Origin of the sequence: Thiosocius teredinicola, from assembly GCF_002009425.1 — a bacterium.
Taxonomy (GTDB): Bacteria; Pseudomonadota; Gammaproteobacteria; order Chromatiales; family Chromatiaceae; genus Thiosocius; species Thiosocius teredinicola.
Map to the genome: position 1 here is coordinate 393775 of NZ_CP019936.1, position 14157 is coordinate 407931.

Consider the following 14157-nt stretch of genomic DNA (forward strand, 5'->3'; position numbering starts at 1 on the left):
GCTCTTGCAGGGATTTGTGCCGAAAAGGCTGTAATTTGCCCGCAATTGTCGACCAAGTTGAGGGTTTTGTCTAGGGCTGGGCTTCCTTTGTGCGCCCTTTATCCGCGATCAGCCGCGGCCGCGGTGTTGCAGCAGCACGGGTTCGAGGTTTTCGCGCTTCAGGCCGCCGGTGTGACGCATCACAATCGTGCCGTCGGGCGCGGCGACCACGGTGAACGGCAGGCCGCCGGAGCGGTTGCCGAGCCTGCGCGACAGGACGGTGGCCTCGATGCCGCCGATCAGGATCGGGTAGTTGACGCCGAATTCGTTGGCGAACTCGCGCGTGGGTTCGACCTCGTCGATCGCGATGCCGATGAACTGCACCTGTTCGCCGAACTCTTGCTGCAACTCGACGAACAGTGGCGTCTCTTCGCGACACGGCAGGCACCAGGTCGCCCAGAAGTTCACGACGACGAGTTTGCCGGCATAGTCGGACAGGCTGCGTTTGCTGTTGTGCAGGTCCGGGTAGCTGGCATCGGGCAGCGAGTCGACGACCACCACCTCTTTCTCGATCAGTTTTGCGGCGTCTGCCGTCTTCTGTTGCTCGTAGCTTCGCCAGGCGAATCCGACCCCGGCGCCGATCAGCGTACAGACGACAGTGAGGACGAACAGCTTGTTGATTTTCACGGTGATATCGCTTGTGCCACGTGCTCGGCAAATCCCTGCGGGCCTTTGAATCCGAGCAGACGCAAGTGCCTACGCTCATTGCCATCGGGTCCCCAGAATATCATTGCCGGCGGTGCAGGAATGCCGATGCGTTCCTGTAGTGCCTTGTCGGCGTCATCCTGACGAGTCACGTCGGCCTGCAGCAACACCATCTGCGACATGCCTTGCTGTACCTTCGCGTCGGGGAAGGTCTCGCGTTCCATCTGTTTGCAGTAGGTGCACCAGTCGGCGTAGAAATCGAGCATGACCGGTTTGCCTTGTGCCTTGGCCGCGGCCAGTTCACGGTCGAGATCAGCGTTGCTCTTGATCTGTTTGAAGGTGGCATGCTCGGCCTGACCGGCTATCGCGCCGCCGGCGAACACGCCGCGCAGCGGTTGCACGGTGTCCTTGCTGCCCAGTGCGGCGCCGATCAGGAAGGTTGCGCCATAGATTACCGCGGCCAGGCCCACACCTTTCCATAGTTTGCGCCAACCACCAGCCTCGGCATGCAGCGGCTCGATCGCGCCCATGTAGATGCCCGAGCCGATCAGCAGCAGGCCCCAGGCCAAGAGGATGATCATCTCTGAGATATAGGTCGGCGCGAGGCGTTCGAGCATCGTCAGCGCGACGCCCAGCATCAGCACGCCGAACACCGCCTTGACCGCATCCATCCAGGCGCCGGCGCGTGGCAGCAGCTTGCCGGCCGAGGCGCCGATCAGCAGCAGCGGTATGCCCATGCCGATACCCATGGCGAACAAGGCCGTGCCGCCGAGTACGCCGTCGCCGGTCTGGCTGATGAAGATCAGTGCACCGGCCAACGGCGGGGCGAGGCACGGGCCGACGATCAGCGCCGACAACAGGCCCATGACCGCGACGCCGGTATAACTGCCGCCTTTCTGGCGGTTACTGATCTCGGTGAGTCGGCTCTGGATACTCGACGGCAACTGCAGTTCGTAGAAGCCGAACATCGACAGCGCGAGGGCGACGAAGATCAGGGCGAATGCAATCAGCCAGGCAGGCTGCTGCAGCGTGGTCGACAGATTGACGCTGAAAACGCCGACCAGGATGCCGGCGATGGTATAGGTCACCGCCATCGCCAGCACGTAGATCAGCGACAGGGTGAACGCCTTGCGGGTCGTTATGTTCTTGCCGTGACCGGCGATGATGCCGGACAGGATCGGGATCATCGGGAACACGCACGGCGTCAGCGACAACAGCACGCCGATGCCGAAGAAGGTCGCGACGATCACCAGGAAGTCGCCGCCTTCCAGCAGACTGGCGATCTGGTCCTGTTCGGATTGGATCTGCGGTGCCGGCTGACTCTCGCCGGTTTGGTCCGTGCCTGCATCGCCGGGCGCGGCGGCCGCGACCGTCGTCGCGCCTTCGCCGGCCGGTAGGTCGAACTCGAAGACCTGCTTCTGCGGCGGGTAGCAGATGCCGCGGTCGGCACAGCCCTGGTAGCTGGCGGTGACTTTGATGCTGGTGGCATCGGTGTTGGTGCGCACCAGCGGAATGTCGAGGTCGATCTGGTTGTGGTAGACGGCGACATCGCCAATCGTGCCGTCCGGTTTGATCGAGTCTTTCTTGATATCGGGTGTCGGCAGGGCGAACTCGCCCAGGGCGACGCCGTCGCCCTCCAGAACCACCTTGACCTTGTCCTGGTAGAGGTAGGTGCCGTCAGCGATTGCCCATTGCACCCGAAGTCGACTGCCGTCGGTGCTGCTTGCATCGGCGCGGAACGCCTTCTCGGCGGGCAGGATGTCGTCTTCGTTCGCACCCAGCCCGAGGTCGTCGCCTAGCGCCTCGAGTTCTTGCAGCGGATCGGCTTCGGCAATCGCCGGTACGGCCGTCTCCTGCATCTCGGGCGGGACGCTGCCGGCCGGTTCGAAGTTGTCGACAGCGCCAGGGTCGACCGGCGGCGGGCCATCGACGCCCTGGTCGAGTGCGACGAGCACCGTCTGTGTGTGCGGCGGATAACAGATGCCGGCATCGGCGCAACCCTGTGAGCGAGCCTTGAGCGTCAGCATCTCGGTGTTCGGCGGAATGGCGCCGAGCGGCACCTCGATGGTCACATCGTTGCGATAGATCTGCACCTCGCCGAAGACCGGATCGTTCTTCGGTTTTGCCGGCGGCAGCTTGGGATCACCGAATTCGATATCGGCATTCTCGGTGAGGAAGCGAAACTTGCTCTGATAGAGGTAATAGCCCTCTGCGATCTGCCAGTTGACGCGGACCGTCATGTTGTCGGTCGCCTCGGCCGAGATCACGAACGCCTGGTCGGGCTTGAGGAATTCGTCCTCGGCGTGCGCGACCGGCAGTGTCGCGACGATCGCCAAGACCCAGGCAATTAGTTTTTTGTACATGTTTCGATCCAAGCCAGATAATCAGGGAGACCTCCGGTGATGGGGACTGCGATGATCTCCGGAAGTTCATAGGGGTGGTTGTCGGCGATCGCCCGCTCCAGCGCCGTGTAACGATCCTTGCTCGATTTGATCGTCAGCATGACCTCACTGCCGCGTTCGATTTTTCCTGCCCATCTATAGATAGACGTAAGCGGCGCGCTGATATTCACGCAGGCGGCGATTTGCTGCCCGACCAGTACCTCGGCCAGCGATTCGGCTGAGGCCTGATCCGGCATCGTTGTGATGACCAGTTGCAGTTCTGTCATGCTGTCCTCGGTGCGGATTCGATGACCGACCAACCTTGAAGACCGGCCAAACGGCCCCCATGTCTCAACGGGCGCAACTTTATGCCGGATTGGCGGCACAATCGCAAATCCTTTGGATTGAAATTCACATACAGATTCTGGGCTGGTTGAGTCGACAAGCGTCGGCGGGCGGGTCCACTGCAGCAACCGATCAGGCCAGCTAAATGATTAATCCAGCAGTCGTTTTTTTATTGATCTTCGTCGGCGCGCCGCTCGTTGAGCTGTACCTGCTGATCGAGGTAGGCAGTGTGATCGGCGCCCTGCCGACCATTCTGCTGTCGATCTTCACCGCCGCCCTCGGCGGATGGCTGGTGCGCATGCAGGGTTTCTCGGTGCTGTTCCGCGCGCAGTCACAGATGGCGAACAAGGAAGTGCCGGCGATCGAGTTGCTCGAAGGCGTACTGTTGCTGCTCACCGGCCTGGCGTTGCTGCTGCCCGGCTTCGTCACCGATGCGATCGGTTTCCTATTGCTGATCACCCCGCTGCGGCGCTGGTTGATCGTGCATTGGCTGAAGTCGCGCGGCACGCTGCGCCCCGCGGCACAACCCGGCGCACGGACCACGCCCGAGACCCAGGCCGATCGGATCATCGAGGGCGAGTACCGGCGCGACGAATGAGCCTGTAACGGGTCAGGCGTCGAGGTGTGCTGATGGCGGCCGGCCGGTGACGATGGCGACGACATCGACGAAGCGGCCGAACTGATCCGCCAATTCGCCGAACACGATGGCTTGGGCTTGTTCGCCGGGACGGGTGGCGGTTTGCTCCAGGTAGCTGTAGGCGTTGCCGCCCATGGCCACGCAATAGTCGAGGTCCCGAAAGCGGCGGCTGAGTTGCCCTGCGAACATGCCGCCGACGAACAGGGCAAGATCGCCCAGGCGTTGCAGCCACAGGCGGCGCGCGCCATTGCTCGGTGCCTCCAGGGCCTCACCGTACAGCAGTGCCAGGGGGCGTAGCTGGGTGCGCTGGTCGTCGTAATCGAACACCTGTTCGCTGCGTGCGTACTGACATAGCAGGGAGGCCAGGTAGTGCAGTGTCGCCGAATCGGCATTGAGGTGGCGCCGCCCGGCTGCCGATTGCACGGCGTGGTGAAAATACTCGCTCAAGTGTGCCGTTTGAATCACACGGCCGTCATCGTGTTCGGACATGATTCTTCCGCTCCGACAAAACAACCTGATGCATATTTCTACGGCATTTTTCGGAAAATGTTTAGTTATCAGCACTTTGCGAGTGCGAGTGCCAAAAATCGCGACGCCGAAAAATCTTTCGGCCCGCCCTTGACTTAGCAAAGTTCGCCCCTATTATTGGCACTCATCGACAGCGAGTGCTAATAAGTACCGCGCGAAATTCCTTTACATATCAACTGCTTCTCTAATCGCTAAGGAGATTTCGAGACATGAACATTCGTCCCCTGCATGACCGTGTGGTCGTCCGTCGCAAGGAAGAAGAAACCACCAGCCCTGGGGGCATCGTGCTGCCCGGTTCAGCAACCGAGAAGCCGGTTCAGGGTGAAGTCATTGCTGCCGGCAACGGCAAGATCCTCGAAAGCGGTCAGGTGCGCCCGCTCGACGTCAAGGTCGGCGACACCGTGCTGTTCGGCAAGTACTCGGGTACCGAGGTCAAGGTGAACGGCGAAGAAGTCCTGGTCATGCGCGAAGAAGACATCATGGGTGTCATCGAGGGTTGATCCCAGCCCCGCGTTGCCAACGATTACGAATAACAGACAGATTTCAGGTATAGAGAAATGAGTGCAAAAGAAGTCAAGTTTTCCGACGACGCCCGTCAGCGCATGCTCAAGGGTGTCAACACCCTCGCCAACGCCGTAAAAGTCACCCTCGGTCCGAAAGGCCGCAACGTGGTGCTCGAGAAGTCGTTCGGCGCCCCGACCATCACCAAAGACGGTGTCTCGGTTGCCAAAGAGATCGAACTGTCGGACAAGTTCGAGAACATGGGCGCACAGATGGTCAAAGAAGTTTCGTCGCAGACCTCTGACGTCGCCGGCGACGGTACCACCACCGCAACCGTGCTGGCCCAGGCCATGGTGCGCGAAGGCCTGAAGGCCGTTGCTGCCGGCATGAACCCAATGGATCTGAAGCGCGGCATGGACAAGGCGGTCATCGCTGCGGTCGATTACCTCGCCGGTATGTCGAAGCCGTGCGCCGACACCAAGGCGATCTCGCAGGTCGGCACCATCTCGGCCAACTCTGACACCAACATCGGCGACATCATCGCCGAGGCGATGGAGAAAGTCGGTAAAGAAGGCGTTATCACCGTTGAAGAAGGTTCGGGCTTCGAAAACGAACTGGACGTCGTCGAAGGCATGCAGTTCGATCGCGGCTACCTGTCGCCGTACTTCGTCAACAACCAGCAGAACATGACCGCCGAGCTCGAAGAGCCCTACGTACTGCTGCACGACAAGAAGATATCCAACATCCGCGACCTGTTGCCGGCGCTCGAGTCGGTCGCCAAGGCCGGTCGTCCGCTGCTGATCATCGCTGAAGACGTTGAAGGCGAAGCGCTGGCGACGCTGGTGGTCAACACCATCCGCGGTATCGTCAAGGTCTGCGCCGTGAAGGCGCCGGGCTTCGGCGATCGTCGTAAGGCCATGCTGCAGGACATCGCGATCCTGACCGGTGCGACCGTGATCTCCGAAGAAGTCGGTTTGAGCCTGGAAAAGGCCACCCTGAACGAGCTGGGCACCGCCAAGCGCATCGTGATCTCGAAAGAAGAGACCACCGTGATCGACGGCGCCGGCACCGAGCAAGACATCAAGGCACGCTGCGAGCAGATCCGTGCGCAGATGGAAGACACCACGTCGGACTACGACCGTGAGAAGCTGCAGGAACGTCTGGCCAAGCTGGCCGGCGGTGTTGCGGTCATCAAGGTTGGCGCTGCGACCGAAGTCGAGATGAAAGAGAAGAAGGCCCGCGTTGAAGACGCGCTGCACGCTACCCGTGCCGCCGTTGAAGAAGGCATCGTCCCCGGTGGCGGTGTTGCGCTGGTGCGTGCCCAGGCCACGATGGGCGAGCTCAAAGGTGAAAACCACGACCAGGATATCGGTGTGGCGATCGCCCGTCGCGCGATGGAAGAGCCGCTGCGTCAGATCGTTGCCAACGCCGGTGCCGAGCCGTCGGTGGTGCTGAACAAGGTCGTCGAAGGCGAAGGCAACTTCGGCTACAACGCCGGCAACGGTGAGTACGGCGACATGGTCGAAATGGGTATTCTCGACCCGACCAAGGTCACCCGCTCTGCGCTGCAGAACGCGGCTTCGGTTGCCGGTCTGATGATCACCACCGAGTGCATGGTCGCTGAAGAGCCGAAGGAAGAGGCAGCAATGCCTGGCGGCGATATGGGCGGAATGGGCGGTATGGGTGGTATGGGCGGCATGATGTAATCACGCCGCACGGCACCTGTGCTGTAGCTCAAAAGCCCCACCTGGGTAACCCGGGTGGGGCTTTTTCGTTTCGGTGCGCAGGGGGCGGTGCGGTATTAGCGAGCGGCGACTTCGCCTACGGTGGCGCTGCCGCTGCGTATGCCAAGCCGCGCGGGGGCCTCGATTTCGACCACCGAAATGTCGTCGGTGGGCGGAGCCAGGTCGACGTGCTGTAGCACCGCATCGATCAGCGCGGGCAGCTTCGGTGCCTCGAGGTCGGGTTGCGCAAGGAACTCCTCGAGCCGCTGGCCACCCCACATTTCCCCGTTCTTGTCGACCGCCTCGGTCAGACCGTCGGTGTAGGCGTAGACGAGGTCGCCCGCCTGCAAATGGATGGTCACTGTCGAGGCATCGAATTGGTCGGCGCCGGACACGCCCAGCGGCAGACCGTGTGAGGCGATACGTTCGTAGCCGTCTTTGTTGCCGCGGCGGATCAGCACATCGGGCAGGCCACCGTTCCACACATGCAAGGTGCGATGGTCGGCGGTCAGTTCGAGCAATACCCCGCAGCAGAAGTAGCCGACCGGCAGCAGTTGGTGCAGCTTGGCATTCAATTCGGTGGCGATGGCATCCAGGGGCAGACCTTTCGAGGCCATCGCGAGGAACACCGACGAAGCCGGCAGGGCGCCGAGCGCCGCCGGCAGGCCGTGACCGGTGAAATCGCCGAGGAAGATGTAGGACTGACCGGCAGGACCGCGAACGGTCTGCGTCAGGTCGCCCGACAAGGTGCCCATCGACTGGTTCCAGGTATGGATGCCCGGCAGCTTGCGGTCGCCACCGACCACGAGCTGTTTGAAAACGTGCTTCGCCAGCGCCTCTTCCTGTTCGATGACATCCTGTTGCCGGCCGAGGATCGTGTTGCGATCCTGCAGATCCTTGTTGACCTCGGTGAGTTTTTCGACCAACTCATCGGACCGGAAGCGGGCTTTGATGCTTTCTGTAATCGACTCGTTGTAGCGTTTCGCAGTCACGGCGAGCAGCGGCGAGAAGAACACGAACAGGGTGACCTCGGCGATGGCATCGGCACCGGAGACAAACAGGCGCGATATGACAACGGTCAGCGTCGCGCTGCCCCACAGGACGAGGTACTGCGAGATACACACGCCGTACGAGGTAATCGCAGCCATCAGGATGAACGGTGGAATCAGCGTTTGTACGTAGCGCGCGTACGCCGGTGCTCCATCGAGCGGAAGGAGGGCCACACCGCCCCAGGCGACACCGACCAGCAGGACACTGACTGAGTGTCGCTTGATCCAGTATTCGTGCGTGAACTGCGCAATCTCGCTGGCGAAGAACTGCCGAAACAACACAATGCGTTGTAAGGTTGCGAGCGCAGCAATGCCACCCCAGGCGAGCGGGGCGAATCCCGGCTGTGCGACGAAGAAGACCAACGTGCAGACGACCACCCCAATGGCAGCCGCAATCGAAGCCGTTTGCGCCTGGGTAAACAGCTGTACTAGTAATTCTCGCTTTACCGGATCGAAGGCGCGAATTTTTGGCATGGTCGAAATAGCGGCATGGCCGAATGGGTCTTTAATCTGGTGGACCGTTGCAAAGCGGTCCTTGACGACACTCAAGAAAGCGTAATCAGAGGAGGACCTGATGGTCAAAAGAATTGTCGCTATTTGTTTGTTCTTGTTATTTTTTTCACTTCCAGTGCTGGCCGCGGACGGGCTCAAGAGTATCGTCAGTGAGAACCCCGCAACCGCCACGATGGATCGTCTTGAGAAAGCGGTCACTGCGGCGGGCTTCAAGGTGTTCGCCAGAGTGGATCACGCGGCCGGTGCGAAAACCGTCGACATGCAACTGGCTCCGACCGAGTTGTTGATTTTCGGTAACCCCAAGGGTGGTACAGTGCTGATGCAGCAGCAAACCACTGTGGGGATCGATTTGCCCCTCAAGTACCTGGTGTGGGAGGCCGACGGCAAGGTCATGATCGGCTGGAACGATCCGCAGTGGATGGCAGAACGCCATGGCATTGATCCTCAGCATCCGGTTATCCAGAAGATCAATGGTGCGCTGCAAAAATTTGCCGCAGAGGCTGCCAAACCCTGATGCACGAAGAACCGGCCGCGCAGCGGCTTGATCACTATCGCAGCGCCTGGCGCGACGCGCTGGGCGCTGCCGACCTCGGGGATGCGTCTTTCCCCGCTGTTGAACACCTCGAACGTATCTGGTCGGCTAGCGATTTTGCCGCCAAGACATGCCTTCGCCATCCCGACATGCTGCTGGAACTGCATCGCTCCGGTTTGCTCGATCACGCGCTCGACAGCGGTGAGATGTCGGCGCTGCTGGCCGAAAGATTGGACGGCGTCGGCGATGAAGCGGCGCTGGAGCTGGCGCTACGGCGGTTTCGCCAACTGCAGATGCTGCGCATCGTGTGGCGTGATATCGGCGGGCGGGCCTCTCTCGATGAGACACTCGAGGATCTTTCCGAGCTCGCCGACATCTGCATCCGTCAGTCGGTCGACAAGCTGTACGCCTGGGCGGTCGAGAAATCGGGCGTGCCACGTGACGCCGACGGCCAGGCGCAACGTCTGATCGTACTCGGCATGGGCAAGCTCGGGGCGCGCGAGCTCAACCTGTCGTCCGATATCGATCTGATTTTCTGTTTCCCCGAGCACGGCCGCACCGATGGTGCGCGGCCGATCGAGAACGAGCAGTTCTTTACCCGCCTCGGACGCCAACTCGTCAATGTGCTCAGCAAGCAGACGGCCGAGGGCTTCGTGTTTCGCGTCGACATGCGCCTGCGACCCTTCGGCGATTCCGGGCCGTTGGTCGTCACCTATGGGGCCATGGAGCATTACTATCACTCGCAGGCGCGCGACTGGGAGCGCTACGCGATGGTCAAGGCGCGTGCGATCACCGGCGAAGCCGAAGACATCGATACGCTGATGCAGATGCTGCGTGGCTTCGTCTATCGGCGTTACATCGATTTCGGTGTGATCGAATCGATCCGCGACATGAAGCGGATGATCGAGCGCGAGCTGCACAAGAAGGGCATGGACGCCAACATCAAGCTCGGCCAGGGCGGCATCCGCGAGATCGAATTTATCGGTCAGGCGTTCCAGCTGGTGCGTGGCGGGAGGGAAAAAGATCTGCAGATCCGCCCGATCCAGGAGGTGCTTCGCTTGCTGGGTGAGCGCGAGATCCTGCCGAGCTTCGCCGTGCGCGAGCTGCTCGACGGCTACCGTTTTCTACGCATGACCGAGAACCGGCTGCAGGCGTGGAAGGACGAGCAGACCCACCGGATTCCAGACAGCGCAATCGGCCGGCAACGCCTGGCGACCAGCATGGGGTTCGATGACTGGCCGCAATTCGAACGTGTGCTCGATCGCCACCGCCGCCATGTGCACGAACAGTTCGGCAGCGTGTTCGCGGCACCGCAGGCGGAGCGCCCGGAGAAGGAGTCGCCGTTGGCGGCCGTCTGGGGGCCGAATCCCAAAGCGGATTTGTGCATCGTGGCGCTGACCGACGCCGGCTTCGAAGACCCGGAAAGTACATTGAACAGGGTCAAGACATTTCATGATTCGTCGTCTGCCAAGGCGCTGCCGACCCGCGGCCGCGCCAAACTCGACCAGCTGATGCCGTCACTGATCGAGGCGGCGGCGCAGCACCCGCAGCCATCGGTCACGCTGCAGCGTCTGCTCGACCTGATCGCTGCCATCATGCGTCGCACGGCCTACATGGATCTGCTGGTCGAGAATCCGCTGGCCTTGTCACAGCTCGTGCGGCTGGTCAGCGAAAGCAGTTGGGTAGTGTCGCAGTTGATTCGGCAGCCGCTGCTGCTCGATGAACTGCTCGACCCGCGCCGCCTGTATTCGCCGTTGCGTCGCGAAGACCTCAAGGGCGAGCTGCGCACCTTGCTGGACTCGGTGGCCGACGATGACCTCGAACAGGAAATGGAACGCCTGCGCCAGTTTGCCCAGGGCAACCGCCTGCGCGTCGCCGCCGCCGACATCGTCGGCGCGATCCCGCTGATGGTGGTCAGCGATTACCTGACTGAGATTGCCGAGGTGACTTTGCAGCAGGTGCAGAAGAGCGCCTGGCGCGACCTGTCGCGCAAGCATGGGCGACCGGGCGAGCTGAAGGAGATGGATAGCGGTTTTGCCGTGATCGGCTACGGCAAGCTCGGCGGCATCGAACTGGGATATGCCTCGGATCTCGATCTGGTGTTTCTGCACGGCAGTGACCAGCTCAATGCAATGACCGACGGCAAACGCAGCGTGGCGAATGACGTGTTTTACGTGCGCATGGGGCAGCGCGTGGTGCATATGCTGACCACCCGCATGCCTTCCGGTCTGCTGTATGAGGCCGATATGCGCCTGCGGCCGAACGGCAACGCCGGGCAGCTGGTGGTCTCTTTGGGGGCGTTCGAGCGGTATCAGCGCAACGACGCCTGGACCTGGGAGCACCAAGCCCTGGTGCGGGCGCGGCCGGTGGCGGGCGATCCGGCCGTGATCGCGCGTTTCGGCGCGATCCGGCACCAGATACTGTGCCTGGAGCGCGACCACGACAAGCTGTTGGCCGATGTGCGCACGATGCGGCAGAAGATGCGCGCCAGTCTCGACCGCAGCAACGCCGACGATTTTCACATCAAGCAGGGCGTCGGCGGGCTGGTGGATATTGAGTTCATCGTGCAATACGCGGTGCTGCGCTGGGCGCATCAGTATCCGGATCTGACCGAGTGGACCGACAATGCGCGCCTGCTCGAACGCCTTTCCAAGCACAGCCTGTTGCCGCAGGGGATGGCCGACCAGCTGTGGAATGCCTACCAGGTGTATCGCGGCATCGTGCATCGGCGGGCGTTGCAGGAAGAGGGTTCTTCGGTTCCGGCGGAACCGTTGGTCGAGGAACGGGCCATGGTGACCGATATCTGGAACCGTGTGATCGGGCCGGAACCAGCCTAAAGCGGATGCGGCGTTCGCGCGCGCCGGCTATCGGGAAATGGCGCTTTATGGTTCAATAACCGGCTACGCAACGCGGCCCGGTTCAGCTCGAAACCGGCTGCGGTACCTCGGTTATTTTGGAGTTCACGACGATGCAAACCATGGCGGATCGCGACGGCCTGATCTGGCTGGATGGCGAGATGGTTCCCTGGCGCGATGCCAAGACCCATGTGCTGACGCACACACTGCACTACGGCATGGGGGTGTTCGAAGGGGTCCGCGCCTATCACGCCGAACAAGGCACTGCGATCTTCCGCCTCAACGAGCATACCGACCGGCTGTTCCGCTCGGCTCACATCCTCGGCATGCCGATGCCGGTCAGCCGTGAGGAGATGAACGAGGCGCAGCGCCGTGCCGTCAGCGAGAACAAGCTCGATTCCGCCTACATTCGTCCGATGTGCTTCTATGGCTCGGAGGGTATGGGGCTGCGTGCCGACAACCTCCAGGTGCACTGCATGGTCGCCGCCTGGGCCTGGGGTGCCTATCTCGGTGAAGAGGGCATGACCCGCGGGATTCGCATCCGCGTGTCGTCGTTCACCCGTCATCACGTCAACATCACCATGTGTCGGGCCAAGGCCAACGGCAACTACATGAACTCGATGCTGGCATTGAAAGAGGCACTCGAAACGGGCTACGACGAGGCACTGCTGCTCGACGCCAACGGCTACGTCATGGAAGGCTCGGGTGAGAACATCTTTATCGTGCGTGACGGTGTGCTGTACACGCCCGACCTGACGTCGTGCCTGGACGGCATCACCCGCAAGACCGTGATCCAGTTGGCCGAAGAAGAGGGCCTGAAGGTAGTCGAAAAGCGCATCACGCGTGACGAGGTGTATATCGCCGACGAGGCTTTCTTCACCGGTACGGCGGCCGAAGTCACGCCGATCCGTGAGGTCGATGGCCGGGCGATCGGCAGCGGCAGTCGCGGGCCGATCACCGAGAAGTTGCAGAGCAAGTATTTCGATGTCGTGCATGGCCGCAGCAAGGCGCACGCCGACTGGCTGACCACCGTCTGAGCACCAACATAAACCGTACAGCCGGAGAATCGTATGAGCACCAACACCGCCAAGCCTGATGCAGCGCCGGCGATCCAGGTGAAGCGCGCGGACCTGCCCTTGTCGTGTCCGCGACCGGACGACGAGGTGTGGAACATGCATCCGCGGGTTTATCTGCCGATCGAGAAGAGCGGCGAAGCGACTTGTCCCTACTGCGGTGCCCACTACGTACTGAGCGATTGAGCCGGGTGACGGCTCGAACCAGGCGGCCCCTGTCGCCGGCTGCGCGCCGGCGATGCCTTGCCGGAGTGCGCACCGACCTCTTTTCTGCCGCCATGGTGACCTGCCGTTGAGCGGCGAAACTTCTCATCAACAGACAACGCATGACGCCATTCTGGTCGTCGGCCCGTCATGGGTGGGCGACATGGTCATGGCGCAAAGCCTGTTCAAGGCCTTGCGCGCGAACGATCCCGATGTAGCCATCGATGTGCTGGCGCCCGGCTGGAGCCTGCCGTTGCTCGAGCGCATGCCCGAGGTGCGTCAGGGTATCGTTATGCCACTGGGGCACGGCAAATTCGCGCTGCACGAACGCTGGCGTCTCGGAAGATCGCTGCAGGGCCGCTATCGACAGGCGATTGTGTTGCCCAACTCGTGGAAGTCGGCGGTCACACCGTTTGCTGCGCGTATTCCCCAGCGCACCGGCTGGCGTGGCGAGATGCGCTACGGACTGCTCAACGACGCGCGTAAGCTCGATAAATCGGAACTGACGATGACGGTGCAGCGTTTCGTCGCCCTGGCTGCCCCGGCGGGTGCGGCGCTGCCGGCCGTCGAACCGCCGCGACTAGAGGTAAACGCGGCGGATGTCGAACGGGCGATGGCCGACCTCGGCATCGGCAAGGCGCCCGATGACCAGGTCCTGGCGCTGTGCCCGGGTGCCGAATACGGACCAGCCAAGCAATGGCCGACGGTGCATTACGCCGAGCTCGGGCGCCGTTTCGGCAGGCTGGGTTGGTTGATCTGGCTGTTCGGTTCGGAGAAGGATCGCGCCGTGTGTGAAGGTGTCGCGGCGACCTGCAAAATGGCCACCAATCTGGCCGGTCGAACCACGCTGGAGCAGGCGGTTGATCTGATGTCGCAAGCAGATGCGGTGGTATCCAATGATTCCGGGTTGATGCACGTGGCTGCGGCGCTGGATCGCCCGACGGTCGCGCTGTACGGCTCGTCCGATCCCGGTTTCACACCGCCGCTCAATGAACGTCATCGCATCGTCAGTCTCGGCCTGGATTGCAGCCCGTGTTTCAAGCGTGTCTGTCCACTGGGGACGACGGCCTGCCTGGTCGATATGTCGGTTGACCAGGTGGCCGAGGCACTCGAGGCGGTGATGGCCTGATC

The 14157-nt window shown here is 61.9% G+C and carries 13 protein-coding genes; 8 read left to right on the forward strand and 5 right to left on the reverse strand.

Annotated elements, in window-relative coordinates; genetic code table 11:
* Positions 1 to 108: 108 nt before the first annotated feature.
* From B1781_RS01850 to cutA, 3 genes are read right to left on the reverse strand one after another with little or no spacing between them, the layout of a single operon-like run.
* The gene (locus tag B1781_RS01850) at positions 109 to 666 is read right to left on the reverse strand and encodes a TlpA family protein disulfide reductase (RefSeq protein WP_164513211.1); all 558 of its coding nucleotides are present in this window, start codon (positions 664 to 666) and stop codon (positions 109 to 111) included.
* Positions 663 to 3047 carry a protein-disulfide reductase DsbD gene (dsbD, locus tag B1781_RS01855; protein ID WP_078118053.1) on the reverse strand — a complete coding sequence of 795 codons (2385 nt, stop codon included), beginning with the start codon at positions 3045 to 3047 and terminating at the stop codon, positions 663 to 665. Before dsbD ends, B1781_RS01850 begins: the two co-directional genes overlap by 4 nt.
* Positions 3032 to 3352 carry a divalent-cation tolerance protein CutA gene (gene cutA / locus B1781_RS01860; protein ID WP_078121875.1) on the reverse strand — a complete coding sequence of 107 codons (321 nt, stop codon included), beginning with the start codon at positions 3350 to 3352 and terminating at the stop codon, positions 3032 to 3034. Before cutA ends, dsbD begins: the two co-directional genes overlap by 16 nt.
* Before the next feature lie 203 nt (positions 3353 to 3555).
* Between cutA and B1781_RS01865 the strand changes: the two genes are divergently transcribed.
* On the forward strand, positions 3556 to 4008 hold the full coding sequence (locus B1781_RS01865) for an FxsA family protein (RefSeq protein WP_078118054.1): 453 nt from the start codon (positions 3556 to 3558) through the stop codon (positions 4006 to 4008).
* 12 nt (positions 4009 to 4020) lie between these two features.
* On the opposite strand, the gene B1781_RS01870 is transcribed toward B1781_RS01865, so the two are convergent.
* On the reverse strand, positions 4021 to 4536 hold the full coding sequence (locus tag B1781_RS01870) for a hypothetical protein (RefSeq protein WP_078118055.1): 516 nt from the start codon (positions 4534 to 4536) through the stop codon (positions 4021 to 4023).
* Between the two features lie 248 nt (positions 4537 to 4784).
* On the opposite strand from B1781_RS01870, the gene B1781_RS01875 reads away from it, so the two are divergent.
* On the forward strand, positions 4785 to 5075 hold the full coding sequence (locus B1781_RS01875) for a co-chaperone GroES (RefSeq protein WP_078118056.1): 291 nt from the start codon (positions 4785 to 4787) through the stop codon (positions 5073 to 5075).
* 57 nt (positions 5076 to 5132) lie between these two features.
* The gene (groL, locus tag B1781_RS01880) at positions 5133 to 6782 is read left to right on the forward strand and encodes a chaperonin GroEL (RefSeq protein ID WP_078118057.1); all 1650 of its coding nucleotides are present in this window, start codon (positions 5133 to 5135) and stop codon (positions 6780 to 6782) included.
* 95 nt (positions 6783 to 6877) lie between these two features.
* On the opposite strand, the gene B1781_RS01885 is transcribed toward groL, so the two are convergent.
* Complete coding sequence (locus B1781_RS01885) at positions 6878 to 8323, reverse strand: PP2C family protein-serine/threonine phosphatase (protein WP_125931826.1); 1446 nt, start codon at positions 8321 to 8323, stop codon at positions 6878 to 6880.
* Between the two features lie 100 nt (positions 8324 to 8423).
* Between B1781_RS01885 and B1781_RS01890 the strand changes: the two genes are divergently transcribed.
* The 5 genes from B1781_RS01890 to waaF all read left to right on the forward strand — a co-directional run bounded on the left by B1781_RS01890 (position 8424) and on the right by waaF (position 14155).
* Positions 8424 to 8876 (forward strand): DUF302 domain-containing protein, encoded by a 453-nt coding sequence (locus tag B1781_RS01890; RefSeq protein WP_078118059.1) that lies wholly within the window; start codon positions 8424 to 8426, stop codon positions 8874 to 8876.
* Positions 8876 to 11731 (forward strand): bifunctional [glutamate--ammonia ligase]-adenylyl-L-tyrosine phosphorylase/[glutamate--ammonia-ligase] adenylyltransferase, encoded by a 2856-nt coding sequence (glnE, locus tag B1781_RS01895; protein ID WP_078118060.1) that lies wholly within the window; start codon positions 8876 to 8878, stop codon positions 11729 to 11731. Before B1781_RS01890 ends, glnE begins: the two co-directional genes overlap by 1 nt.
* 131 nt (positions 11732 to 11862) lie before the next feature.
* On the forward strand, positions 11863 to 12786 hold the full coding sequence (locus B1781_RS01900; RefSeq protein ID WP_078118061.1) for a branched-chain amino acid transaminase: 924 nt from the start codon (positions 11863 to 11865) through the stop codon (positions 12784 to 12786).
* 33 nt (positions 12787 to 12819) lie between these two features.
* Complete coding sequence (locus B1781_RS01905; protein ID WP_078118062.1) at positions 12820 to 13008, forward strand: zinc-finger domain-containing protein; 189 nt, start codon at positions 12820 to 12822, stop codon at positions 13006 to 13008.
* Between the two features lie 106 nt (positions 13009 to 13114).
* Entirely contained in the window at positions 13115 to 14155 is a 1041-nt protein-coding gene (gene waaF / locus B1781_RS01910) for a lipopolysaccharide heptosyltransferase II (protein WP_334223849.1), read from the forward strand.
* Positions 14156 to 14157 lie beyond the last annotated feature (2 nt).

Excerpts from the sequence above, each read along its gene's own strand:
- B1781_RS01905 (WP_078118062.1), top strand. The coding sequence starts at position 12,820 with ATGAGCACCAACACCGCCAAGCCTGATGCAGCGCCGGCGATCCAGGTG.
- B1781_RS01870 (WP_078118055.1), bottom strand. The coding sequence starts at position 4,536 with ATGTCCGAACACGATGACGGCCGTGTGATTCAAACGGCACACTTGAGC.
- groL (WP_078118057.1), top strand. The coding sequence starts at position 5,133 with ATGAGTGCAAAAGAAGTCAAGTTTTCCGACGACGCCCGTCAGCGCATG.
- B1781_RS01900 (WP_078118061.1), top strand. The coding sequence starts at position 11,863 with ATGCAAACCATGGCGGATCGCGACGGCCTGATCTGGCTGGATGGCGAG.
- glnE (WP_078118060.1), top strand. The coding sequence starts at position 8,876 with ATGCACGAAGAACCGGCCGCGCAGCGGCTTGATCACTATCGCAGCGCC.
- B1781_RS01875 (WP_078118056.1), top strand. The coding sequence starts at position 4,785 with ATGAACATTCGTCCCCTGCATGACCGTGTGGTCGTCCGTCGCAAGGAA.
- B1781_RS01885 (WP_125931826.1), bottom strand. The coding sequence starts at position 8,323 with ATGCCAAAAATTCGCGCCTTCGATCCGGTAAAGCGAGAATTACTAGTA.
- dsbD (WP_078118053.1), bottom strand. The coding sequence starts at position 3,047 with ATGTACAAAAAACTAATTGCCTGGGTCTTGGCGATCGTCGCGACACTG.
- B1781_RS01865 (WP_078118054.1), top strand. The coding sequence starts at position 3,556 with ATGATTAATCCAGCAGTCGTTTTTTTATTGATCTTCGTCGGCGCGCCG.
- B1781_RS01890 (WP_078118059.1), top strand. The coding sequence starts at position 8,424 with ATGGTCAAAAGAATTGTCGCTATTTGTTTGTTCTTGTTATTTTTTTCA.
- cutA (WP_078121875.1), bottom strand. The coding sequence starts at position 3,352 with ATGACAGAACTGCAACTGGTCATCACAACGATGCCGGATCAGGCCTCA.